Raw genomic sequence first — 23,793 nt, 5'->3', positions numbered from 1 at the left:
TCCGTCCAGCTCAGGTCGTGTAGTCGGCGTTGATCGTCACGTACTCGTGCCCGAGGTCGGAGAAGTAGCGCTCGGTCTCCGCCGCCTCGGCCCCGCCGAGGGTGATCTCGTACTCGACCTCGGACCGCTGCACGGCGGCGGCGAGCGCGGCGGCGTCGTGGACGACGAAGCTGCCTCCGGCACAGACGGTGACGCCCTCAATCGCGATGTCGACGGCCAGGGGCGCCGCTGCGGCGCCCGCCGGGGCCGCGAGCGCCGCCCCGACGGCCTGGATGATCCGCCCCCAGTTCGGGTCCCCCCCGTACAGCGCGGTCTTGACAAGCGGCGAGTCGGCGACCGCGTGGGCGACCCGGGTGACCGCCTCATCGTCGCCGCCGCGGACGACGACGCGCCCGACCCGGCGAGCCCCCTCCCCGTCGGCGATCACCGCCAGGGCGATCTGGCGCAGCACCGCGTCGAGGGCCTCCCCGAAGATCCGTTCGTCACCGGACTCGGGCTCCACTCGCACCCCGGAGGCGCCGTTGGCCTGGAGGATGATCGTGTCGCTCGTCGACAGCTGGCCGTCGACGGAGATGCGGTCAAAGGACCGCTTCGTGCACACCGACAGGAGCAGGTCGGCCTCATCGGCGTCGAGTTCGGCGTCGGTCTGGATGAACACGAGCAGGGTGGCAAAGCGCGGGGAGATCATCCCGGCCCCCTTGGCCTGGACGGCGAGGGTGACCGTCCCGCCGCTGAGGGCAACCTGCAGGCTGATCTGCTTGGGGTGCGCGTCGGTCGTCCGGATCGCCTCCGCGAAGGCCCCGCCGCCGTCGGGGGACAGACCGCGGCCGGCGGCCGCGAGCCCGGACATCACCCGGTTCATCGGCAGCGGCACGCCGATCACCCCGGTCGAGGCGACCGCCACGTGGCGCTCGGACACCCCGCAGACGATCGCCGCTCCCCCCTGCATCTTGGCGGCGTCCTCGAGCCCGCGGTTGCCCGTCGCCGCGTTCGCGTTCCCCGAGTTGACGACGACCGCGCGGATCTCCCCCAGCTCGGTGCGCCGACGGGTGAGCAGCACCGGCGCCGACGGGGCACCGGTGCGGCTGAACCGGGCCGCGCTCGCGGTCGGCCGGTCCGAGACGATGAGGGCGAGGTCGGGCGCCCCCGACTCCTTGATCCCGGCGGCGACCCCGGCGGCCCGGAAGCCGGCCGGGAGCACCGCGCCGGCGAGCTCGGTGACCGCAGCGGGCACATCGACCCAGCGGGAGCGAAAGAACGTCCCCATCAGCCGATCCCGAGCCCTTCCGCGTAGCCGAACATCAGGTTGAGATTCTGGATCGCCTGAGAGGCGGTGCCCTTCCACAGGTTGTCGATCGCGCCGAACACGATCGCCCGGCCGGTCCGCTCGTCCTTGTGCAGGCCGATCCGGCAGATGTTCGTGTCGCGGACGTCCCTGACCCCGGGGAGCGTGTCGACGGTCTCGATGAACGCCTCCTCCCGGTAGGCGTCGGCGTAGAGGTCGCGCAGCTCTGTCTCGGACCGGTCTGGCTCGGTCAGGGTGACGTAGCAGCTGACGAGCTCTCCCTGGTCGAGGGGGAGCAGGTGCGGGGTGAAGGTGATCGTCACCGGGTTGCCGAGCGCGGCGAGCTCCTGTTCGATCTCCGGGGTGTGGCGGTGGCGGGGCACCTTGTAGGCGCGGACGTTCTCATCGACGCTGACGAAGTGAGTCGCCTCCGTCGCCGCCCGACCGGCGCCCGAGACCCCGGACTTCGCGTCGATCACGAGGTCGCCGATCAGCCCGGCACGGGCGAGCGGCGCGAGCGCAAGGATCGTCGCGGTCGGGTAGCAGCCCGGGTTGGCGACGAGGCTCGCTTCGCGGATGGCGGTCCGGTACAGCTCGGGGAGACCGTAGACGGCCTCGGCGATGAGTTCCGCCTCGGGATGGGCTCCGTACCACTCACCGTAGGTGCCGACGTCGCGGAGGCGGAAGTCGGCGGACAGGTCGACGACCTTGACCCCGGCGGAGCGCCAGGCGGCGACGACCGGCGCGGCGGCCATGTGCGGGTAGGCGACGATCGCAGCGTCGAAGCCGCCCGGATCGAGCGTGTCGGGGCTGACGAGTTCGATGGCGACCCGATGGTGCGGGTAGAGATGATCGAGACGCCGGCCCGCGTCGGACCGCGCGCTCGCGGCGCCAAGCTGAAAGGCCGGATGGCGGGTCAGCAGCGCGGCGGCGAGCGCGCCCGCGTAACCGGAGGCGCCGAGGACGGCCACGCGCGGGCCCGACTCAGGCACGGATCGTCCCTTCGAGCTGGTCGGCGACGGCGGCGATGATCCGCCCGCGCTTGACGGCAACCTCCTCATTGGTGAGGGTCCGGTCGGAGGCGCGGAAGTGCAGGCGCACCGCGACCGAGTAGCGGCCGGCCCCGAGGCGAGCGCTGTCCCGGTAGACGTCGAAGACATCGGCGCTGTGCAGAAGCGGGCCGGCGGCGGCGCCGATCACCGCGAGCAGCTCCGCGGCGCTGACGGTGTCGGGGAGGACGACGGCGAGGTCCTCGCGCAGGGACGGGAAGCTCGTGAGATCCCGGGCCTGCCGGGTCTCGGGGAGGGCGAGCGCGTCGAGGTTGATCGCCGCGACCGCGACCGGCCCAGGCCCGAGGTCCCAAGCGGCGGCGACCTCGGGGTGCACCTCGGCGAGGAACCCGACCCGGTGCCCGTTGACCTGCACGACGGCGCTGCGGGTCGGGTGCAGAGTGGCGAGCGCCTGGCCGGGCACGAGCTCCCATGCGATCCCGAGCCCGTCGAGCAGCACCTCAGCGACCCCCTTGGCGGCGAACACGTCCGCCGGCGGCGGAGCGGGTTCGCGCCAGGTCGGGGTCCGCACCGGCCCGGTGAGCAGGGCGAGGGCGTGGACGTCCTCGGCGCGGGGGGCGATCCGCTCGGGCCGGTAGACGGCGCCCATCTCGAAGATCGCGATCCGCTCCGCGCCCTGGGCGCGGTTGTGGGCGGCGACGTCGAGCACCGAGCCGAGCAGGGTGGTACGCAGTCGGGAGTGGTCGGCCGACATCGGGTTGGCGAGCGTGACGGCGGGGTCGGCGAGGCGCAGCCGAGCGTTCTGGTCCGGCGCCGCGAAGGACCAGCCGACGACCTCGGACAGGCCCGCCCCGGCGAGCAGGTCCGCGGCGCGGCGGCGCAGGCGCTGGCGGGCGGACAGGGCCCCGGAACCGGACCGGCGCGGCAGCGTCGCCGGCAGGTCGCCGAGCACGGCGAGACGGGCGATCTCCTCGATCAGGTCGACCTCCCGGGTGACGTCGGTGCGGCGGACCGGAGGTACGGTGACCGCCAGCCCCTCAGGCGTGGCGGCGGTCGTGAACCCGAGCGCGTCGAGCACCTCGGCGGCGCGCTCGCGGGGCACCTCGGTCCCGAGCAGCGCGGCGATCCGGGCGGTGCGCAGGGCGATCTTCGCCGGGGCGGGCCCGTCCCCGCCGAGGTCGAGCGTCCCCGGGCTGACCGTCGCGCCCGTCAGCTCCCTGAACATGCGGGTGGCGAGCGCCTGGGCCCACAGGGTCTGCTCGGGGGCGAGGCCCTTGGCGTTGCGGCTGGCCGCCTCGGAGTTGAGCGCGAGCTTGAGCGCGGTCTCGTGGATGTTCGGCCCGTTCCAGGTGGCGACCTCGGCGAGCACGGTGCTCGTCGTCTCAGACACCTCCGAGCGGGCGCCGCCCATCACCCCGGCGATCGAGGTCGGCCCGTCGGCGTCCTCGATCAGCACGATGTCCGGATCGAGCGTCCGGGCCTGGCCGTCGAGGGTCTCGACGGTCTCCCCCGCCCGGGCCCGGCGGACGTTGAGGCGCCGTCCGGCGACCCGGTCGAGGTCGAAGGCGTGCATCGGCTGGCCGGTGACGAGCATCACGTAGTTGGTGATGTCGACGACGTTGGAGATCGGCCGCATCCCGGCGGCCATCAGGCGGGCCTTGAGCCAGATCGGGGACGGGCCGACCCGGACCCCGCCGAAGATGCGGGCGGTGAAGCGCGGGTTGAGCTCGGGTCCGGCCGCGTTGGTGATCTCGACGCCCGCGAGCGGCCCGAGGCTGCCGGGATCCTCAGCCCAGGGTTCGGGGGCGAGCGGCGCGCCGGTGGCGGCGTGCACCTCCCGGGCGACGCCGTAGATCCCGAGGCAGTCCGGCCGGTTCGGGGTGATCTCGAGCACGAGCACGTCGGTGCCGATCGGGATCACCTCCGCGAGCGGAGTGCCCGGCGCCGGGGTCCCGGGCAGCACCATGATCCCGTCGTGCTCGGCGCTGATGGCGAGCTCCCGCTCGGACAGGATCATCCCGTGGGACTCCTGGCCGCGCAGCTTCGCCTTCTTCAGGCGGGTCCCGTCCGGCATCACGCTGCCGGGCTGGGCGACCGCGACGGTCAGTCCGGCGGCGACGTTCGGGGCGCCGCAGACGATCTGGCGGGGCTCGCCATCCCCGATCTCCACGACACAGACGCGGAGGCGGTCAGCGTCGGGGTGCTTGGTCGCCTCGAGCACGTGCCCGACGACGAACCCGTCGGGCGTGGCGACGCCATGGTGCTCGACGCGCTCGACCTCGGTGCCGGTGAGGGCGAGCGCGGCCGCCAGCTCGGTCGCGCTCAGCGCCGGCGCGCAGTATTCAGAGAGCCAGTCGAGGGGGACGCGCATGCTCAGAACTGCTCGAGGAAGCGGAGGTCGTTGTCATAGAGGAGGCGCAGGTCGCCGATCCCGTGCTTGAGCATCGCGATCCGTTCGATCCCCATACCGAAGGCGAACCCCTGGTGGCGCTCCGGGTCATAGCCGTTGGCGGTGACGTGGCCGAGGACGTTCGGGTCGACCATCCCCGCTCCGAGGATCTCGATCCACGTCGTCCCCTTGCACAGCGGGCAGCGGCTGTCGTCGGCGAGCCGGCCGTGATCGCAGTTGAAGCAGGAGACGTCGACCTCGACGCTCGGCTCGGTGAACGGGAAGAAGTGTGGGCGCAGGCGGATCTCCCGGTCGGGTCCGAAGATCGCCCGGCTGAAGGCGAGCAGCGTTCCCTTGAGATCGGCGAGGGTGATGTCCTCTGCGACGACGAGACCCTCGATCTGGTGGAACTGCGGGGTGTGGGTGACGTCCGAGTCGCGGCGGTAGACGCGGCCTGGGACGATGATCGCGATCGGCGGCGGGGTGGCGAGCATCGCCCGGACCTGCATCGGGCTCGTGTGGGTGCGCAGCAGCAGCCGGCCCGCCATCTCCTCGGGGGCGCCGGGCAGCTCGCTCAAATAGAAGGTGTCGCTCTCCAGCCGGGCCGGGTGGGTCGGATCGTGGTTGAGGGCGTCGAAGTTGAAGTAGACCGACTCGATCTCGGGCCCCTCCTCAATCCGGAACCCGAGGCCGATGAAGACGTCCTCGATCTCTCTGCGGACCTGGGTGAGCAGGTGCAGCCGCCCGGGACGCGGCAGCGGGTCGGCCGGCAGCGTGATGTCGATCCGGTCGCTGAGCAGGCGGGCCTCGAGCTCGGCGGCGGCGATCCGAGCGCCGGCGGTCTCGAGGGCGGCCTCGAGGGCGCCGCGAGCCTCGTTGGCGGCCCGTCCGACCGGTCCGCGCTGCTCGGGCGGAAGCTCGGCGACGCCCCGCAGGAGGTTCGGCAGCTCGGCCTTGCGTCCGAGCAGGGCGATGCGGAGCTGCTCGAGCTCGGCGCTCGTCTGCGCGGCGGCGATCCGGGCCAGTCCGGCGTCGCGCAACTCGGTGATCGCGTCAATCATCGCAGCGGCATCCTAGATGCGAGCTCGTACAGAGCGACGGTTGCCGCCATCGCCACGTTGAGGGAGTGGTTGGCGACGGGGATCCTCGCGACCGTGTCGGCGGCGTCGAGCAGGTCGGCGGGCAGCCCCTCCCGTTCGGCGCCGAGCAGGAGCACGACGTCGGGGTCGGAGGCGGCGTCGGGGTCGGAGGCGGCGTCAAGCAGGCCGACAAGGACGTCCCGCAGGTCCTGAGAGCCGTGTACGTCGAGGGCGAGGCGGCGCCCCGGCAGGACCTCGACCCCACCGCGAAGCACCGGGACGGTGAAGATCGCCCCCATCGACGCGCGCACCGCCTTGGGGCCGAACGGGTCCGCACAGCCGGGACCGAGCACGACCGACGAGGCAGCGAACGCCTCGGCGGAGCGGAGGATCGTGCCGAGGTTTCCGGGGTCAGAGACGCCGTGGAGGTAGAGACAGAGTGGGCCGGTCGCCGTCGGCGCCCAGCGGATCGGGTAGATCCCAAGCGCCCGCGTGCCCGACCCGAGCTCCGACACCCCGGCGAGCAGCGGCGGCATCACCTCGACCCCGTCGAGCCCGCTCTGATGGGCGACGAGGCGCGCCAGCGGCGTCCACCCGGCCGCCTCGGCGGCGGCGAGGAGATCCTCCCCTTCGGCGACGAATCGACCGAGCTGCTCGCGGTCGCGCCGGCGGCCGTTGAGCCGGCGGACCTCCTTGAGTGTCTCGTTGTGGGAGCTGGTGATGAGCATGAGCGGTGCGGGTCGAGAACGAAAAAGGGCGCCCTCCCGAGGGAGTGCGCCCGATTGAAGCGGTTGCCGGTGCGGGGCGATCTACTGCGCCGCAGCCAGCGCCTCACGGGCGCGGTCGGCAAAACGTCGGAAGGTGGCCTCGTCATGGACGGCGATGTCGGCGAGCACCTTGCGGTCGAGTTCGACGCCCGCCTTGTTGAGGCCGTTCATGAACTGGCTGTAGGAGAGCCCGTTGAGCCGTGCGGCGGCGTTGATCCGGGTGATCCACAGCTTGCGAAAGTCCCGCTTGCGGGTGCGCCGGTCCCGGTAGGCGTACGTGTCAGCCTTGATCAGGGCCTGCTTGGCCTGCTTGTAGTGGCGGCTCGCGTCGCCCCGCATCCCCTTGGTGAGGGCGAGGGTTTCCCGGCGCTTCTTCTTGGCGTGGACGGAACGCTTGACTCGTGCCATGGGATCAGCGGCCCTTCTTGGGGGCGTTCAGCAGCACCTTCACGCGCGGTGCGTCGTGGTCGGAGAGCATCACGTCGTTGGACAGGTTGCGCTTGTACTTCGGCGACTTCTTCTCGAGGATGTGGGAGGAGAAGGCGTGGCGCGCCTTCACCTTGCCGGTCGCGGTGAGTTTGAAGCGCTTCTTGGCGCCCGAGTGGGTCTTCATCTTCGGCATGGCGGTCGCCTAGTAAAGCAGGTCGGTTCGCGCTCTCCCCGGGGCGGCGGGCAACGGCCGGGAAGCGGCCGCAGACCCCCCGGGGGGGACCGCTGAGGGGATCCCGCCTAGTCGGCCTTGGCGGCCGAGCTCGCCTTCGCCTTGACCGGGCGCGGGGCGGTGCGCTCGACGGCGGCCGGCTCAGACGCCCCATTCGTCGCGTCGGCGGCGGTGGCCTTCGGCGCCCGCGGCTTTGGGCTCGCGGGCTTGGTCACCGGCGACTTGACCCCGCTCTTCTTGCGAGGGGCGGTCGGCTTCGGGACGGCTTCCGTCGACCCGTCCTCGGACGTCTCGGCGGGGGCCGAGGCGACGGACGGTCCCGGGTCGGCGGAGCTGGGGGCGGCCGCGACCGGTGGCGGCTTCGCGTCCCCGTCCTCGGAGGCGGCGTTCTCCGCGGCGGAGTCGGCGACGGCCTGGAGGGCGGCGGCCCGTTTCGCCGCGGCTCCTCCCCCCTTGGGAGCGCTCTTCACCTTCCGAGCCGGACGGCCCGAAGGGGTCTCCTCGACGTCGACGGACTCGGGGACGGGTGCGGCGACGACGGGCGCGGCCGGCTCGGGCTCGGGCTCGGCCTCGATCTCGGTGATCGGTTCGATCTCTGTGATCGGGGCGATCTCCGTGTCGTCATCGAAGTCGTCCTCGGGCACCTCGTCCGCGTCGGGCTCAGACACGGCCGAGAACTCCTCGGCGTGCTGGTCGTGCTTGTGGGGCTTCTTGCCGCGCGGCGCACCGTCGTCGTGCTCCTCGTGCTCGTGGTCCTCGAGGGCGAGGACGGCCTTGGAGGGGGCGAGCATCATCGTCATGTTGCGCCCGTCCTGAAGCGGCGACTGCTCGACGACGGCGAGCTCAGCCAACTCTCCGGCGAGCTTGTCCAACAGCGCGACGCCCCGTTCGGGGTGGGTCACCTCGCGGCCGCGGAACATGATCGTGATCTTGACCTTGTCCTTGCCGCGCAGGAACCGCTCGACGTGCCCCTTCTTGGTGTCGTAGTCGTTCTGGGCGATCTTCGGACGGAACTTGATCTCGCGGATCGTGATCTGCTGCTGGTGCTTGCGCGCCGCCTTCTGCTTCAGCGCCTGCTCGTACTTGAACTTCGAATAGTCGAGGACGCGGCAGACAGGCGGGCGGGCCTCCGGGGCGACCTCGACGAGATCGAGGTCGCGCTCCTGCGCATAGGCGAGCGCCTCAGAGGTCTTGACGACGCCGATCTGTTTGCCGTCGGCACCCACGAGGCGGACCTCGGGCACACGGATCCGGTCGTTGATTCGGGTCTGGTCCCGCTCCGGCGGCCGCCGGTCGTACCTACGAGGGACCGGCACTAGATGTCACTCCGGCGAGGATTCAAGCTGCGACGCCGGGCCAAGTGGGGAAAAGATGCGTATCAGTCAACGCCACCGAGTATAGCCCCCGGCCCCTCACGCCCACCGGTCGCCGCTCACGCCGTTCCCTCACGGAGCAGGTCGCGCTCGCGCACCCGCGCGAGCACCCGTTCGATGAAGCCGTCGAGCGACTCGGCGCCGAGATCACCGCCGCCGTGGACGCGCACCCCGACCTGCCTCTCGGCCGCCTCCCGATCTCCGACGACGAGCATGTAGGGGACCTTGGCGAGTTCGGCATCGCGCACCTTCCGGCCGACCTTCTCATCACGGCTATCGACGTCGGCACGCAGCCCGGAGGCAGCCAGCCGCTGGAGGACCTCGGCCGCATAGGCGGCGTGGCGTTCGCTGATCGGCAGCACCGTCACCTGCCGCGGGGCGAGCCAGAGCGGCAGCTCACCGGAGAAGTGCTCGAGCAGGATCCCGATGAACCGCTCGTAGGAGCCCATCAGTGCCCGGTGGAGCATCACCGGGCGGTGTTCGGCGTTGTCCGCCCCGATGTAGGTGAGATCGAACCGCTCCGGGAAGTTGTAGTCGAGCTGACAGGTGCCCAGCTGCCAGGAGCGGCCGAGCGAGTCGGTCATGTGGATGTCGATCTTCGGCCCGTAGAAGGCGCCGTCCCCGGCGTTGACGACGTAGGGCAGGCCGAGGGAGTCGAGGGCGGCGGCGAGGGCGGCCTCGGACCGGTCCCACAGCTCATCGGAGCCGATCCGGACCTCCGGACGCGTCGACAGCTCGTAGTGGACGTCGAGTCCGAACAGCCCGTAGGTGTCGGCGGCGAAGGCGAGCACCCCGGCGACCTCCGCCTGGATCTGCTCCTCGGTGCAGAAGATGTGCGAGTCGTCCTGGGCGAAGTGGCGGACCCGGAGGAGGCCGTGCAGCGTGCCGGAGGCCTCCCGGCGGTGCAGCAGGCCGGGTTCCCACAGTCGCAGGGGCAGGTCCCGGTAGGAGTGCGGGGCCATCGCGTAGAGCTGACAGTGGCCGGGACAGTTCATCGGCTTGAGCGCCATCTCGCGCTCCTCATACTCGGTGACGAACATGTTCTCCCGGTACTTGTCCCAGTGCCCGGAGGTCTTCCACAGATGGGAGTCGAACACCTGCGGGGTCTTCACCTCCAGGTAGCCACGGGCGGCCCCCATCTCCCGGCTGAGGCGGACGAGCTCGTTGAACACCGCGGTTCCGCCCGGCATCCAGAACGCCGCTCCCGGGGAGACCTCCGAGAACTGGAACATTCCGAGCTGGGGTCCGAGGCGGCGGTGATCGTTGGCCCGTGCGCGTTCGAGTCGCTCGAGGTGCTCCTCGAGTTCGGCCTGGGAGAGGAACGCCGTCCCATAGACGCGCGTGAGCATCTTGCGAGCCGAGTCGCCCCGCCAGTAGGCGCCGGCCACCGATTGGAGCTTGAACGCCTTGATCCGCTTGGTGCTCGGCGCGTGGGGCCCGCGACAGAGGTCTGTGAAGGGTCCGTTCGTGTACAGGCTGACGCTCGTGACCGGCGCGTCCACCGGGGCGTTCCGGACGAGGTCCTCGATCAGCTCGACCTTGTAGGGCTGCTGCTCGGCGCGGAAGCGCTCGAGGGCGGCTTCGACGCTGACGTCCTCACGCACGAACCGCTCGTCGGCCCGGACGTGCTCGCGCATCCGCGCCTCGATCGCCGGGAAGTCCGCGTCCGAGAGGCTGACCCCGTCGGGGAAGTCGAAGTCGTAGTAGAAGCCGTTCTCGATCGCCGGTCCGATCGAGATCTTCACCCCCGGGTGAAGCTCGAGCATCGCCGTGGCGAGCACGTGGGCGGTGTCGTGGCGGATCAGCTCGAGCGCCTCGGCGCCGCTCTTCTCGGTGATGATCTCGATCCGCCGCTCCCCGTCGGTGGGCAGCTCCCGGGCGAGGTCGAGGGTGATCCCGTCCACCTTGACCGCCAGCGCCGCCCGGGCGAGGCCGGCGCCGATCGCCGCCGCGGCGTCGGCGCCGGTCGCGTGCGGAGGCAGGGTCAGCGCGGCGCCGTTGGGCAGCGTGAAGGCCACGGTCTCGTCGGCGAGCTGGTCACTCATCGGCGGCCTATCGTATTGATCCATCGGGTTGACCTCGGTCTGACGGGTGTCGGCCCCTGACCCCGGAGGAACGTGCGCCCGGGACCACGAGGCCCGGGCGAAGTTCGCGTGCTCTACGCGACCGCGCCGGACCAGGCCGGCGTCGTCGTCTCAGGCTGCGCGCACACGAACATCCCGTGATCCTATCGCTCGCGGGCGGCGCCGATTCCCCGTCCGCCGTCTCAGGCGGCGACCACGCTACTCTTGTGGCCTCCCAGGGCGATTAGCTCAGCTGGGAGAGCGCCACGTTGACATCGTGGAGGTCACTGGTTCGAGCCCAGTATCGCCCACTCACCGGCCCGCCTCCGCGGGCCGTTTCTCTACCGGGGTCAGCTGCAGCGGTCGGGCAGCTCGAACTGACTGACGAGCACATAGGGGCGGCCGCGTTCGTCGCCTGCGGCGCGTACCGGTGCAGCGCCCACCGGTCCGGTGGTTCCCCCTTGGTCTGTTCGCGTGCCACGTCACCGGCGGCCACGCCGTCATCGACGAACGGCACCGGCCCGGGGATCTCCCGGCAGAACCGCACCTCAAGCCCGAGGCCGAGGGCGGTTTCGATGTATTGGCTCGTTGGTCGCGCCCACTCCGGCACGTAGCGCGGCTCGCCGTCATGCCCGAACTTGATCAGCGGCGAGACGGTGTCGCCGACGATCCCGCGGATGTCGGAGACGACGATCTGGCCGCCCGGGCGCAGCACCCGCACGAACTCGCGGAGGACGGCACCGAGGTCGCGGACGTGCATGAGCGCCAGAGCGCAGACGACGAGGTCGACGGACCCGCCGGCGAGCGGGAGGGCCTCGAGAGGCCCCTCGAGCAGTTCCGCGTCCGGCGGCTTCTCACCGGCCACCTCCAGCATGGCGGACGAACTGTCAACCCCGATCACGCGGTGTCTCAGGCCCGCCAGCTACTCCCCATGTCGCCCGCTGCCGCACGCGGCGTCGAAGGCCACGCCCACGGGCAGGCGGTCGAGGAGAGCGCGCACCACGGGTGCCTCGATCCGGATCAGTGCGTTGTTGGCGTGGTCATAGCGGGCGGCCCAGTCCGCGTACCCCTCCTGGGTGGACATCGCGGGGATGCTGACGCCGTCACCGGACGCGTCCGCCCGGTCCAGGGGCGCGCGAACCTCCGCCAGCCGGGCGAGCGTGAAGGCGCGGTCATACTCGCCGCCGAAGGCGCGGAGCAGCGCGATCCCCTCAAGTCCGATGAGATAGGCGAGCGGATGCCGATAGATCGAGGGGCCGGGCTCGGCCATGCCGGTCGAGCACCCGAGCGTGCGCCCGGAGGCGTCGCGCCGGGCGGGGCCGGCAGGCCGTTCACCGGGGGCAGTCCCTCGGGCCCGTCGGACGGCCGGCCCTGTGTCGACGAGGGGGGAGAAGTGCGTTCCCACGACACATTTCTCCCCCCTTGTTGGCCCGACTCCCGCTGATCGTCGACCCAGCGCCCAAGGCGGGCCGGGGCCGTGCCCTCAGTGCCGTCCGGCGCTCAGAAGATGCTGTTGATCAGGGCGTCGCCGATGCCGACAGAACCCGCTCTCGACCATCCACGCCTTCATCGACAGCCAGCACCAGCAGTACCAGCAGCAGATCCCGGCCTATCAGCAGCAGTACGGGGGCGGGACGGGTCGCCGTGGCGGCCTCGGCGGCTTCCTCAACTCGGCTCCGGCCGGGCGATCGAGATGGGCGCGGACTCTGGAGGGCGCTGGCGACCTCGCGGAACTCCTGTTGCAACTGGTTGTAGGCCTGATCGATGCTCTGAGGATCCAGGGGCGGTTGCTCGCAGATCGCCCGCCCCGCCGGGGCGGTTGACCGGTCAACTAGAATTGTGTTCACATGAACGTCACAGCTCCCGCACTCGAGGGAACCGCCCTGGAGGCCTGGCGCAGCTACCTCCAGAGCCACGCGGCGATCGTGCGCGAGCTCGACGCCGACCTCCATCACGCGCACGCGATGACCACGCGCGACTATGAGGTGCTGCTCTACCTCGCCCAGGCGGAGGAACGGCGGATGGCGATGTCGGTGCTGTCGGAGCGAACGATGCTCACCCGCTCGGGGATCACCCGGCTGATCGACGGACTCGTCGCCGAGGGGCTCGTCGAGCGTGTCTCCTGCCCCAAGGACGCCCGGATCTCCTACGCGCAGCTCACCGACAGCGGGCACGCCAAGCTCGTCTCCGCCGGGGTCACCCACGTCGCCGGGATCGAACGGCTCTTTCTCACCCACTTCAGTCCCGAGGAGCTCGACCAGCTCGCTCAGCTGCTCGGCCGACTTCCGGGCGCTCTGCCCGAAACCGGCGGCTGCACCGCCGCCGCCGAGGCCTGTGCCGTGAGCGGCCCGGCCGGCGCCGACGGCACCTGCAGCGTCAGCGAGTAGCGCGCCCCCGCCCCCGCCACAGGGTGCCGGTGGGCCCGGTGGCCCACCGGCACCGCCACCGCGCTCGGCGAGATACTTGACGGCACAACCAAACCTGCTATACCTTTAGTTGTTCGGTCAACCATCGTTTCAGGAGACAGCCCACATGCCCCACATCGCCAGTGGTACCTACAACGTCGATCCCACCCACTCGAACGTCGGGTTCGAGGTCAAGCACATGGGTATCGCCACCGTCCGCGGCGCCTTCAAGACCTTCGCCGGCACGATCACGGCGAGCGACACGTCGCTCAAGCTCGATGGAACCGTCGAGGTCGCCTCGATCGACACCGGCGATGAGAACCGCGACGGGCACCTGCAGTCCCCCGACTTCTTCGATGTGGCCCAGTACCCCCAGATCACCTTCTCCTCCGAGTCGGCCCAGCTGGAGGGCGAGTCGATCACCCTCGAGGGTCAGATCACGATCAAGGGCGTGACCAAGCCGATCAGCCTCGCCGGGACGCTGGCGGAGGGCGGCGAGGACCCGTGGGGCAACCAGCGCGTCGGCTTTGAGGTCGCTTCGACGATCGACCGCGGTGACTTCGGGCTCAACTGGAACCAGACCCTTCCCAACGGCAACGTGCTCGTCGCCAACGACGTCAAGCTCGTCGTGTCCGTCTCGGCCGTCAAGGCGGCGTAGATGACGACCGTCCTCGCGATCTCCGGGAGCCTGCGGGCGGGCTCCTACAACACGGCGCTGCTGCACGCCTTCACCGAGCTGGCGCCCGCCGAGGTGGAGGTCGAGATCCTCGACCCCGCCGAGCTGAAGGCCCTCGAGCCATATGACCAGGACGACGACGGTGAGGTGCCGCCGCCCCACGCGGCGGTGTTGCGGGCGAAGATCGCCGCCGCCGACGTCCTCCTGATCGCCACGCCCGAGTACAACGGCACCCTGCCGGGTCAGCTCAAGCACGTGATCGACTGGGGCTCTCGCCCCCGCGGGGACAGCGCGGCCCTGTACGCGAAGCCGGTCGCGGTGGTCTCGACGTCGCCGTCGGACTACGGCGCCCTATGGGCCGGTGAGGCGGCGCGCAAGGCGCTCGGCATCGCCGGCGCCCGCGTCCTCGCTGAGATCGACCTCAGCGTCGGTGGCGTGATCGCCAAGTTCGACGCCGAGAACGTGCTCGTTGACGAGGAGCTGCGCGGCCGCCTCACCGAGCTCGCCCACCAGCTCGCGTCCCACCACAAGGCCCTCGTCGGTTGAGGCTGAGCATGAGCCTGCCCCGGAACCCCGCCACGACCACCGCCACCGCCGGAGCTGCGCGGGGTTCCGGGGTGCGCCTCGGTCCCGTCACCCTCAGGGTCGCCGACCTCCCCCGTTCGCGCGCCTTCTACACCGAGGCGCTCGGAATGTGCGAGCTGACCGGCACCTTCGATGACGATGACGGTGCGGCAGGGCCGCCGCTCGCGCGCACCCCGACCGACGGCCTCGAACGGCTTGTGCTCGGCGGCCCCGACGGGAGCGCACTGCTCGTCCTGATCGGGGATGCCAGCGCGCCGCGACGCGACCCGCGCCACACCGGGCTGTTCCACTTCGCCCTGCTCGTCCCCTCGCGGCTCGAGCTCGCCCGGTCCCTGATGCGCCTGGTGAGGGCGCGCCGGCCGCTCACCGGGGCCTCCGATCACCTCGTCTCCGAGGCGCTCTACCTCGACGATCCCGACGGCAACGGCATCGAGATCTACTCTGACCGGCCGCCTGAGCTCTGGCCCCACGGCCGCGACGGAGGCCTTGAGATGGCGACGCTGCCCCTCGACCTCGAGGATCTCGTCGGCGAGCTCGGCACAGAGCGCGAGGTGCCCGCCACGTTCGCGGCGGGCACGCGGATCGGGCACGTCCACCTCCAGGTCGCGTCCCTGCCGGAGGTCGAGCACTTCTACGGATCGGCACTCGGGCTCGAGGTGATGGTGCGCTACCCCGGGGCCCTGTTCCTCGCCGCCGACGGGTACCACCACCACCTCGGGCTCAACACGTGGCGGTCGCGAGGAGCCGCGGCGGATCACCCCGGCGCGATCGGCCTCGACCACTACATCCTCCACGCAGGGTCCACCGACGCACTCGCCGCCGTGGCGGCCCGACTCGAGGGGGCCGGCTACCCGGTGACCCCAGCGGGCGATGGCCTGCGCGTCAGCGACCCGAGCGCCAACCGCCTGCTGCTGCTCGCCTGAACGCGGGCGCGGAACGGACGCGGTCAGGCGTACAACTCCTGGGGGAGGTCCGGGCTCGACCGGAGGCGCACCCGCCCGATCACGGAGACGAGCGACAGGCGCAGGACGGGCGCCGTGGGCCGTGGGCGGCCCACGGCGTCGAGGTCGTGATCGGCGAGCAGCGCAACCTGCGTCAGCTCGAGAACGATGTGATCGGGGAGGAGGACCGTCGTTGTACCCACCACGGTGAGTATCCGCAGCTCGGTGACCCGATCGAGCTCGGCGGCGCGGAGATCGATCGTCGCCTCCCCGAACAACGTGACCACGCGGCCGGTGGGGGCTGGACGCCAGACCCCACCGCGACGCACCGCGCGCAGCACGGCGACGGTCGCGGCAGTCCCCGTTCCGGTCGCGGCCGGAACCCGTGGCGCCCGGCGGCGGCCCTCACGGCGCCATCGGCGGTGAGGTGGGGCGGCGTCGGCCGTGGCGGTGGGCGCCGGGGCATGGCCGGATGCGGATGCGTGCGTGGCGACCGCAGGCCTGGCGTCCACCCCGGGCCGGAGGTCGGCGGTGAGCCGCTCAAGCTCGGCGTGGGTGCGCGCGGAGAGGACGGCACCGAGTCGCTGCTCGAGCTCCTCGAGGCCGAGGCGACCGTCGCCGCCGGCGGCCTGGACGAGCGCGGCGGCCGCCTCACGGTCGGCGTCGGCGGCCCGCTGGGCAGAGAGGCGCGACGCTGGGTCCATCCCCGGCCATCATAAGATCAGACCGGACCGGCCGCTACCCTCAAAGGGCCTTGGCGACGTGGCGGAGTGGCTACGCAGCGGCCTGCAAAGCCGTCTACACCGGTTCGAGTCCGGTCGTCGCCTTGACGGCGGGCCGAGGGGGTCGGCGGACGTCGCCGCCCCACCCGGGCGTTTATGAAGGTTTGAGGTCCGCTTGACTATCAACAGGTCAATGACAGTTGTCAGCAGCCGCTCGCACCGGACCGAGCTGGCACACGTCAACGGGCTCGACGGGCTGCGCGGGCTCGCCGTCATCGTCGTCGTCCTCTACCACGGCGGCGTCTCCTGGGCCAACGGCGGATTCCTCGGCGTCGAGCTGTTCTTCGTCCTCTCCGGGTTCCTCATCACCTCGCTGCTCGTGCGCGAATGGGTGTCCGAGCGCACTGTCACGCTGCGGCGGTTCTGGGCGCGTCGTGCGCGGCGGCTGCTGCCGGCGCTGTTCGTGCTCGTCGTCGTGATCGGCATCTTCTACGCCCTCAAGGGCACCTACGGGGCCGTTCCGGGCCTGTTCGGCGACGGGCTCTCCGCCCTCTTCTACTACTCGAACTGGCATCAGATCGCCGTCGGCTCGAGCTATTTCGCCCAAACCGGCCCGACCTCCCCGTTCCAGCACACGTGGTCGCTGGCGATCGAGGAGCAGTTCTACCTCCTCTGGCCGCTGCTGCTGCTCGGTGTCGCCACGCTGCTCACGCTTCGGCGCCAGCGCGGCGGACGGGCCGCACCGTTCGGACGCTCGGCAATCGCCTTCCTCGACGTGATGATCCGCATCTCCGGTCTGCTGTTGGTCGCCTCCGCGATCGATTCGCTCGTGCTCTTCCATGGGGGCAGCGGGCTCAACCGCGTCTACTTCGGCACCGACACCCGGGCGACCGGGCTGCTGTCCGGGGCGATCCTCGCCTTCATCGTCGCGCGCCTGCGGCTCACCGGGCGGCTTCCCCCCGCCGGCTGGCCGGTTCTCGTGCGCACCCGAGCCGCCGGTGCCCGTTCCCGGGCGCAGCGTCCCCCGTGGCCGACCCCGGCGATCAGCCTCGCCTCCGGAGCGGCGATCCTGCTCCTCCTCATCCTGGTCGTCACCGTCAGCGGAGACGACCACTGGCTCTACCCGTGGGGGTTCCTGCTCACCGACGGACTCACCGTCGCCGTGATCGCGGTCATCGTCACCACCCCCCGCTCGATCGCCAACCGGGTCTTCTCGATGCGCTGGCTGCGTGGGGTTGGGGCGATCTCCTACGGGCTCTACCTGTGGCACTTCCCGCTCTTTCTCTGGCTCAACGACTCCGCCACCGGTCTGAGCGGATTCCCGCTCCTGATCGTCCGGATCACCGTCGCTCTCGCCGTCTCGATCGCCTCCTACCACCTCGTCGAGCAGCCGATCCGCCAACGCCGCTGGCCGGCGTGGATCGTCCACGGGCTGGCGCCCGTCACCGCCGGCGCGGGCATCATCTCCCTCGCGCTGGCGGCGAGCGCGGCGGCGATCCCGACCGCGGCGACCGCGCCCGTGCCGACGATCCACACGGACCTCGCCGGCACCGACCCTGCCTGCGCGGTGACACTTGCCAACACCCCGACCGGCGGGGCGGTCGCCCCTCCGAGCGCCCAGGAGGCGTCCTTTCAGACCTCGTCGCTTGCCCGCGGAGCCGTACGCTGGCCGTCGGCGACGACGACGACCCGGTTCCGGACCTGCCCGCCCAAGCGGGCGCTCGTGATCGGAGACTCGATCGCCTTCACGATCGGTGTGCCCCTGCTCTACAGCGAACAGCATTACGGCATGGCCATCGCGGATGCGGCGATCCTCGGCTGCTCGTTCGCCACCCGGGGTGAGATCGACGTCAACGGGACCTGGGAGACCGTCCCCAAGGGCTGCCCGAACGAGATCGCCACCTGGCAGTCCCAGGCGAACGCGTTCGGCGCGAACGAGGTGATCTTCGAGCTCGGCTACCGGGACGAGTTCAACTTCAAATGGAACGGTCAGCTCGTCCACCTCGGAGAGCCCGCCTTCGACCGCTACGTGGAGGCGCGGATCCGACGATTCATCTCCGTGCTCGGCGAGAACGGGCGGCGCAAGCTCCTGTTCCTGTCGATCCCGTTCGTCAACCCTCCCCCCCAGGCCAACGGCAGTCCCGCTCCCCAGGCCTCGACGGCCCGCCGGGATGAGATCAACCGGCTGATCACCGAGGCGGCCGCCGCCGATCACAACGACGCTGCGGTACTTCACATCGACCGGTGGCTCGCCCCCCAGGGGCACTACAGCACCGACGTCAACGGTCAGCTCTGTCGCTTTGATGGGATCCACGTGACGATCTACTGCGGCGACCTGCTCGCCCCCCACATCTTCATGGCTGGCCGGGCCCTGCTCGCGCACTGAGCGCGCCCGGCCGCGGGGGCGTGGAACCCGCCGCCAGCCGTGGCGAAAGACGGGGTTGGGTGACCGACGGGCGGGGAGCCGCAGGCGACCGGACCGTCATGGAAAAGCGGCCGACAGGCAACCTCGGGCTAACAGTCGGGGGGGTCGGGCGCCCTACCCTTTGCCGGGGTGTCCAGTCGACGTAAGATCGTGGTCGCAGTCGGGCTCGCCCTCGCCGGTCTCACCGTCCTCGCCCTCGCTCCCTGGCACCACGGTGCGACCGCCCAGGCGCGCAGCACGCAGGATCGTCCGGCGCTCCCGGGTGCGGTCGGCCCGGCGCGCTCCGGTGCCTTTCGGACCACGGGGGCGACCGTCGGCGTGGCCGGGCCGGTCACCGTGTCGGGGTCCGGCGCGACGGTCGGAAGCACCGGGACGGGGACGGCGACCGTCCCCGGGTCGACCACCGGGACCGCCAGCGCGACCACCACTCCGGGGGGAAGCACGACCCCGACGACGGCGGCCCCCGGGGGCTCGGCGACCGCCGGACCGAGTCACTGGCTCGCCAGTTGGGGTGCGGCCCCGGAGGCGGCCAGCGCGGAGGACCAGGTCGCCCTCACCGGGGTCGAGAACGCGACCGTGCGGGAGATCGTGATGCTCTCCAGCGCCGGGACCGCCGTGCGGATCCACTTCAGCAACCGCTTCGGCCACCGCCCCCTCGTGATCGGTGCGGCGTCCGTCGCCCCAGCGGCCGTGCTCGGCCGTCTCGACGGACCGGCGATCCCGATCACCTTCGCCGGCGCCCCCGGCGTGAGCGTCCCGGTCGGAGAGAGCGTCGTCTCCGATCCCGTCAACCTGCCCGTCCACGCCCTCGAGCGCCTCGCCATCAGCCTCTACCTCCCGGAGGCGACGGGACCACTCACCTACCACAGCGCCGCTGAGCAGCGGGCTTACTTCACCGTGGGTGACCGCACCCTCGCTGACGCCCCGGTCTGGGACGCGGTCAGCACCTCCTCCTGGTACGTCATCACGGGAGTCGACACCCTCAGCCCCGCCCGCTACCTCGGAACCGTCGCGACGATCGGCGACTCGATCACCGCCGGGTTCCACAGCGTCGTCGGCAGCTTTGGCGCCTGGCCCGACGATCTTGCCCGGCGCCTCTCCGTGCAGGCGGGGCCGACGCTCGGAGTCATCGACGAGGGGATCAGCGGCAACCGGCTGCTGCTGCCCTCCCCCTGCTGTGGCCCGGCCGCCGTCACCCGCTTTGGCCTCAACGTGCTCGACCAGGCCGGCGTGCGTGACGTGATCCTGCTCGAGGGGATCAACGACATCGGCTACAGCCAGAGCCACAGCCGCCTCACCGCACCGCATCGCAATCTCAGCGCGGCGGCGATCATCGCCGGCTACCGGCACATCATCACCGAGGCACACGCCGCCGGGCTGTCAATCTTCGGGGCGACGCTGCTGCCGTTCAAGGGATCGCGGCACTGGACCCAGGCGGGCCAGGCCAAATGGGCGGCCATCAACCGCTGGATCCTCACCAGCGGCGCGTTCAACGGCGTGATCAACTTCGCCGCCCTGATGGCCGAACCGGGTCACCCGGAGGTCCTCAACCCGCGCTATGACAGCGGCGATCACCTGCACCCAAACAACCTCGGCTACGCGACGATGGCGGCGGCGATCAACCTCACCGCCCTCACCCAGCCCGGTGTCGAGCCGGCCGGCCTCGGCGCCGCAGCCTCCACGGTGCTCCCGCGCGGTCCCGGCCACCGTCACCGGGGAATCCCGCCGGTCCGCCACCGCCACCCGCTGGGGCACCACGGACGCGGGCCCAGCCGCGGGCGCCGTCACCGCGGCGCCCGCCACCCCCCCCACGGGCGCCGTCACCGCCGAGGGTTCCGCGGCGGGCGCCGGCACCGCCCCGCACGCCACCGCGTCCGGCACCCCGCCGACCGTTCACGCACGACCTCCAAGACCGTCCTATACTCCGACGCTCCAGCGCGGCTGTAGCTCAGTTGGCTAGAGCGTCTGCTTGCCATGCAGAAGGTCGAGGGTTCGAGTCCCTTCAGCCGCTTGGAGAAAAGCCCCGCAAATGCGGGGCTTTTCTGTTGCTCAGGCAGGGAAGCACAGGCAAATATGGGTGCTTGGTCCCGAAATGTGGTCCCAAGTTCGCGCCGCCGGATCGGCGTCTCAGCTCAGAGCGCCGTCTCGGAACCGTGAGCGTCGGCGGCGCTTGACAGACTCGCGCTGATGGGAGCGACCAAGGAAGCCGAGCGTGCGGAGCTGCACCGCACGATCTGGCGGATCGCCAACGACCTGCGCGGATCGGTCGACGGCTGGGACTTCAAGGACCCTCAGCCAGGTGTTCCACCACGATGCCGCGAGGCCGGTCACCGAGTTGAACCAGACGGTGCGTCGGTTGCCGTCAGGATTCGCTGAGTGTCAGTCACGAGCCGGGGTGGCGGTCACCCCTGAGACCCTAGCGACGCCTGTCACGGACAGCGCAGGTCGGCGTCATAGCCACCCGAGCTGTATTGCGCGAGGGTCGGAGCGGCACCGGTGAACCCCCCGTTGGTGCAGTTGCGCTGCGCGGTCCGCAATGAGCCACGTGCACCGGCGACCCAATCCGGCGGAGCCGTGCTGAGCCCGAGACCGGCAGCGGTCGTCTGCGCGTCGAGGTCCGTGATCGTGCTCCATTGACTGTCCGTTGAGTACACCCCGATGGGGCCGGTCGCACCAGATACCTGCAGGCCCGCGATGAAGCCCTGTATCGCCGCGATGTTCAACTGCGCATAACCTGCCGTGCCGCTGGTCGCCCAGCTATTTGCCGTCTCGATGTCGAGCCACCACGGGGCGCTTGAGGCGACGGCCGCGTCGGTCATGTCAGCGAGTCCGTACGAGTATTCACCACGAGCCTGCCCGTAGACGTAGGAGCAGGCGGTGCTCCAGCTGCCATCGCAGGAGCCGTACGGGCTCGTCCCGGACGTCGGCCAGTCGGTCACCCCGGGCGCTGGGCCCGGATTGGCCGTGTTGATGTACAGCGACACATTGGGCTGATTGGTCAGACCAGGCGCCGCGAGGGCCCACCCAAGTTCCGATGAGAAGCACGAGTTGGCATCGTTGGCGAGCCCGCCGTTGACGCCCACGATCCCAAACGCAGGGCTCGCCGGGTAGACCGAGGCGCACTGTGGATAGGAGATGTCGTAGCCGGTGCTCGTGCTGAACCGTCCTGCGCCATGGGCCGGCTTGGCGGCCATTGCCGCCGGCGCGAGCCACAGCCCCAGGCCCACGATCGCCAACAGCCGTCCCAACACGGATTCCTCCTCAGATGGTGTCGCGGTCAGAATGACACCGATCGCGGCCCAAATGTGGAAATGATGGTCAGAGGCGGGACTGGCGGTGTTGCGTGACTGAGCCGACGAGCACTCGGAGGCATCAGAGCGCCTTGACATCGGAGGCCCCCTCTGACATCGGTCCCCGGCAGGGCCGACGACGAGCATGTCACCGGATGGCTCGGCGTGGGATGGCGGAGTTCAGGAGAACAGGGCCGCCACCGGAGCGAGCGGAACGATCCCGTGGGCGAGCGCCAACAACGCGGGCTCCTCGGCCACCAGAGCGTCGGCCTGAAGTTGGGTGACCGCGAGGTACTCGGCCTCGCGCAGACCCGACCACCCGTGAGCGCGGGCGAGGTCCCAGGCCGCGCGGCGGGACACCCGGTCGCCGAGGAGACGCAACTTGAGCCCGGTCATCCGTTCGTGCAGCCCAAGCGCGTCCCGCTCGCTCAGCTCACCCCGCCCAACCGCACCGAGAAGATACTCGAGGGCGTGGGAGCGGATGGCGTTGGGCGCGATGAGCTGATGTCTGTCGCCGACCGGCCGGCCGTCCTGGACGACGCCGATCAGGACCTGAGCGTCGATCACGAATCGAGTCACCTTCACCAAAAGCCTACGTCCTCACGCCAGCGCCCTGGACGCGTCGCAGACGCGCGCACGCCACGCCAGCGGGTGTCGCGGCGGCGCCCGCTACGGTCTGGACATGGACAGCGAACAGTGGGATCGCCGGTACGCCGGCAGCGAGCTGGTGTGGACGGCCCAACCGAACCGGTTTCTCGTGTCGGAGGTCAGCGATCTGCAACCGGGACGGGCGCTCGACCTGGCCTGTGGGGAGGGCCGTAACACAGTCTGGCTGGCCGAGCAGGGTTGGCGTGCCCGCGGGGTCGACTTCTCCTCCGTCGCGATCGAGAAGGCACGTGAACTCGCAGCAGCGCGCGAGGTCGAGGCGGATTGGGAGGTCGCCGATCTCAGCGCCTATCGGCCGCCGGCCGGTGCCTTTGACCTCGTGGTGGTCTTCTACCTCCAGGTGCCCGCCGCCCAGCGGACGCCGATCCTCGCGGCCGCAGCCGCCGCGGTCGCCGACGGCGGAACGCTGCTCGTCGTCGCCCATGATCTCACCAACCTCGACAACGGCTACGGCGGCCCGCAGGACCCGACGGTGCTCTACCGGGCCGAGGACGTCATCGCCGATCTCGCCGACAGCGGCCTGATGATCGAGCGCGGTGAACGAGTCGAGCGGCCAGTCGCCACCGACACGGGCGAGCGGGTCGCCCTCGATGCGCTCGTCCGAGCCCGACGCGGCTGACCGCTCGAGGCAGGAACCGGCGCCCCCGGGTCGAAGCTCGGGACACGCACGGTCGATCGAGCCGCCCGGCCGCTTCGCCCGCAGGCCCCCTCACCCGACTGGCGACGGGGACGCGTTTGGGAGCGGCCAGGTTCGGGAAGGAGTTGTCCATGGATTCCGAGACAGCAGCGCCGCAACCGGAAGCCCCGACCGCGCAGTCGCGGCCGGAGGACAAGCGGAGCAGCAGTCTGAGCGCGCCGCTTGTCGGTCTGCTTGAAAGGCTCGGTCGCTGGACGGCGGCGCTGCTGGCTCGGCCACGGGCGCGGACGATGATCGTCGGCGCGCTTCTGATCGCCCTCGGTCTGTTCGTCGTCACCCACTCGGTCTGGACCTTCCCAGTCCTGATCATCGGGATCGGGATGGTCGTCGTCGCCTGGGTCGGAAGTCGCCTCGAGGGGCGTTTCGTGATCGAGTGGAGTGAGGCGGGCGCGGGGTTTGAGATGCGCGCGCAGTTCCGCGCCGCCAATGAAGCGACGCCCGCGCTACCGGCACCGGCCACAGTCACCGATCCGCACACGAACGTGGCCGAGTCGGCTCAGGCCGCCGTCGGGAACCCTCCAGTGTCGGCGAATGCCGCAGCGATCCCCGATGCCGAAACCGTCGAGGAGCCCCAGACGATCGACGGGGAGGCGCACACGATTGAGATCAACGTCGCCGATCTCCGGGCGCTCGTCAACGCCGCCGAAGTGGGCGCCCGCGACGCCGGCATCAGCGTCCCCGACGGGCCCACCGTCACCTGGCGCACCGACCGCGCCGCCTGACCGCTCACGGTCAGGGTCGCTCCGAGTTCCCCCCCCC

The 23,793-nt window shown here is 70.9% G+C and carries 21 protein-coding genes, 3 tRNA genes and 2 pseudogenes; 12 read left to right on the top strand and 14 right to left on the bottom strand.

The annotated features are described in order from the left end of the window. Positions 1–10: 10 nt before the first annotated feature. The 9 genes from argJ to thrS all read right to left on the bottom strand — a co-directional run bounded on the left by argJ (position 11) and on the right by thrS (position 10,609). On the bottom strand, positions 11–1,267 hold the full coding sequence (argJ, locus tag M3M55_RS09920) for a bifunctional glutamate N-acetyltransferase/amino-acid acetyltransferase ArgJ (RefSeq protein WP_249009342.1): 1,257 nt from the start codon (positions 1,265–1,267) through the stop codon (positions 11–13). Further along, on the bottom strand, positions 1,267–2,277 hold the full coding sequence (gene argC, locus M3M55_RS09915; RefSeq protein WP_249009341.1) for an N-acetyl-gamma-glutamyl-phosphate reductase: 1,011 nt from the start codon (positions 2,275–2,277) through the stop codon (positions 1,267–1,269). The genes argJ and argC overlap by 1 nt, the downstream gene beginning before the upstream one ends. After that, positions 2,270–4,666: a phenylalanine--tRNA ligase subunit beta gene (gene pheT / locus M3M55_RS09910; RefSeq protein WP_249009340.1), complete on the bottom strand. Its 2,397-nt coding sequence runs from the start codon at positions 4,664–4,666 to the stop codon at positions 2,270–2,272. Before pheT ends, argC begins: the two co-directional genes overlap by 8 nt. Positions 4,667–4,668: 2 nt before the next feature. Continuing rightward, positions 4,669–5,745 carry a phenylalanine--tRNA ligase subunit alpha gene (gene pheS / locus M3M55_RS09905; RefSeq protein ID WP_249009339.1) on the bottom strand — a complete coding sequence of 359 codons (1,077 nt, stop codon included), beginning with the start codon at positions 5,743–5,745 and terminating at the stop codon, positions 4,669–4,671. After that, on the bottom strand, positions 5,742–6,491 hold the full coding sequence (locus tag M3M55_RS09900) for an RNA methyltransferase (protein ID WP_249009338.1): 750 nt from the start codon (positions 6,489–6,491) through the stop codon (positions 5,742–5,744). The genes pheS and M3M55_RS09900 overlap by 4 nt, the downstream gene beginning before the upstream one ends. A gap of 81 nt (positions 6,492–6,572) precedes the next feature. Then, the gene (rplT, locus tag M3M55_RS09895; RefSeq protein WP_249009337.1) at positions 6,573–6,938 is read right to left on the bottom strand and encodes a 50S ribosomal protein L20; all 366 of its coding nucleotides are present in this window, start codon (positions 6,936–6,938) and stop codon (positions 6,573–6,575) included. Between the two features lie 4 nt (positions 6,939–6,942). Then, a complete protein-coding gene (gene rpmI, locus M3M55_RS09890; protein WP_249009336.1) occupies positions 6,943–7,152 on the bottom strand; it encodes a 50S ribosomal protein L35 in 210 nt (69 codons plus the stop codon). 107 nt (positions 7,153–7,259) lie between these two features. Then, positions 7,260–8,435, bottom strand: a complete 1,176-nt coding sequence (gene infC / locus M3M55_RS09885) for a translation initiation factor IF-3 (RefSeq protein ID WP_249009335.1) — start codon at positions 8,433–8,435, stop codon at positions 7,260–7,262. 188 nt (positions 8,436–8,623) lie between these two features. Continuing rightward, positions 8,624–10,609, bottom strand: a complete 1,986-nt coding sequence (gene thrS / locus M3M55_RS09880; RefSeq protein ID WP_249009334.1) for a threonine--tRNA ligase — start codon at positions 10,607–10,609, stop codon at positions 8,624–8,626. 256 nt (positions 10,610–10,865) lie between these two features. On the opposite strand from thrS, the gene M3M55_RS09875 reads away from it, so the two are divergent. Next, positions 10,866–10,938: transfer RNA gene (locus M3M55_RS09875), tRNA-Val, on the top strand. Positions 10,939–11,309: 371 nt separating this feature from the next. On the opposite strand, the pseudogene M3M55_RS17635 reads toward M3M55_RS09875, so the two are convergent. Together M3M55_RS17635 and M3M55_RS09870 are read right to left on the bottom strand one after the other, a co-directional pair. Continuing rightward, positions 11,310–11,528, bottom strand: a pseudogene (locus M3M55_RS17635) (class I SAM-dependent methyltransferase); the annotation flags it as partial. 21 nt (positions 11,529–11,549) lie between these two features. Continuing rightward, the gene (locus M3M55_RS09870) at positions 11,550–11,897 is read right to left on the bottom strand and encodes a hypothetical protein (RefSeq protein WP_249009333.1); all 348 of its coding nucleotides are present in this window, start codon (positions 11,895–11,897) and stop codon (positions 11,550–11,552) included. 577 nt (positions 11,898–12,474) lie between these two features. Between M3M55_RS09870 and M3M55_RS09865 the strand changes: the two genes are divergently transcribed. From M3M55_RS09865 to M3M55_RS09850, 4 genes are all read left to right on the top strand, one after another. Continuing rightward, positions 12,475–13,014, top strand: coding sequence for a MarR family winged helix-turn-helix transcriptional regulator (locus tag M3M55_RS09865; protein ID WP_249009332.1), 540 nt, complete (start codon positions 12,475–12,477; stop codon positions 13,012–13,014). Between the two features lie 145 nt (positions 13,015–13,159). After that, positions 13,160–13,690, top strand: coding sequence for a YceI family protein (locus M3M55_RS09860; protein ID WP_249009331.1), 531 nt, complete (start codon positions 13,160–13,162; stop codon positions 13,688–13,690). Continuing rightward, positions 13,691–14,254 carry an NADPH-dependent FMN reductase gene (locus tag M3M55_RS09855; RefSeq protein WP_249009330.1) on the top strand — a complete coding sequence of 188 codons (564 nt, stop codon included), beginning with the start codon at positions 13,691–13,693 and terminating at the stop codon, positions 14,252–14,254. Between the two features lie 8 nt (positions 14,255–14,262). Beyond that, positions 14,263–15,216 carry a VOC family protein gene (locus tag M3M55_RS09850; protein WP_249009329.1) on the top strand — a complete coding sequence of 318 codons (954 nt, stop codon included), beginning with the start codon at positions 14,263–14,265 and terminating at the stop codon, positions 15,214–15,216. A gap of 23 nt (positions 15,217–15,239) precedes the next feature. Here M3M55_RS09850 and M3M55_RS09845 read toward each other — a convergent pair whose 3' ends face one another. Then, on the bottom strand, positions 15,240–15,938 hold the full coding sequence (locus M3M55_RS09845; RefSeq protein WP_249009328.1) for a DUF1707 domain-containing protein: 699 nt from the start codon (positions 15,936–15,938) through the stop codon (positions 15,240–15,242). A 52-nt stretch (positions 15,939–15,990) separates the two neighbouring features. On the opposite strand from M3M55_RS09845, the gene M3M55_RS09840 reads away from it, so the two are divergent. From M3M55_RS09840 to M3M55_RS17630, 5 genes and pseudogenes are all read left to right on the top strand, one after another. Further along, a tRNA-Cys gene (locus M3M55_RS09840) sits at positions 15,991–16,061 on the top strand. Between the two features lie 88 nt (positions 16,062–16,149). Beyond that, complete coding sequence (locus M3M55_RS09835) at positions 16,150–18,342, top strand: acyltransferase (RefSeq protein ID WP_249009327.1); 2,193 nt, start codon at positions 16,150–16,152, stop codon at positions 18,340–18,342. Between the two features lie 168 nt (positions 18,343–18,510). Further along, on the top strand, positions 18,511–20,328 hold the full coding sequence (locus tag M3M55_RS09830) for a GDSL-type esterase/lipase family protein (RefSeq protein WP_249009326.1): 1,818 nt from the start codon (positions 18,511–18,513) through the stop codon (positions 20,326–20,328). Further along, positions 20,319–20,392 (top strand) — tRNA-Gly (locus M3M55_RS09825). Before M3M55_RS09830 ends, M3M55_RS09825 begins: the two co-directional genes overlap by 10 nt. Positions 20,393–20,565: 173 nt before the next feature. After that, positions 20,566–20,667: pseudogene (locus tag M3M55_RS17630) on the top strand (adenine methylase); the annotation flags it as partial. 143 nt (positions 20,668–20,810) lie between these two features. Here M3M55_RS17630 and M3M55_RS09815 read toward each other — a convergent pair. Then, a complete protein-coding gene (locus M3M55_RS09815; protein ID WP_249009324.1) occupies positions 20,811–21,629 on the bottom strand; it encodes a hypothetical protein in 819 nt (272 codons plus the stop codon). Between the two features lie 222 nt (positions 21,630–21,851). Beyond that, the gene (locus M3M55_RS09810; RefSeq protein ID WP_249009323.1) at positions 21,852–22,250 is read right to left on the bottom strand and encodes a hypothetical protein; all 399 of its coding nucleotides are present in this window, start codon (positions 22,248–22,250) and stop codon (positions 21,852–21,854) included. A gap of 103 nt (positions 22,251–22,353) precedes the next feature. Between M3M55_RS09810 and M3M55_RS09805 the strand changes: the two genes are divergently transcribed. Then, on the top strand, positions 22,354–22,956 hold the full coding sequence (locus M3M55_RS09805; RefSeq protein ID WP_249009322.1) for a bifunctional 2-polyprenyl-6-hydroxyphenol methylase/3-demethylubiquinol 3-O-methyltransferase UbiG: 603 nt from the start codon (positions 22,354–22,356) through the stop codon (positions 22,954–22,956). 149 nt (positions 22,957–23,105) lie between these two features. Then, on the top strand, positions 23,106–23,756 hold the full coding sequence (locus M3M55_RS09800; protein WP_249009321.1) for a hypothetical protein: 651 nt from the start codon (positions 23,106–23,108) through the stop codon (positions 23,754–23,756). Positions 23,757–23,793 lie beyond the last annotated feature (37 nt).

Origin of the sequence: Conexibacter sp. DBS9H8 (assembly GCF_023330685.1) — a bacterium.
Classification (GTDB): Bacteria; Actinomycetota; Thermoleophilia; order Solirubrobacterales; family Solirubrobacteraceae; genus Palsa-465.
This window is presented reverse-complemented; position numbering and strand designations above follow the sequence as displayed.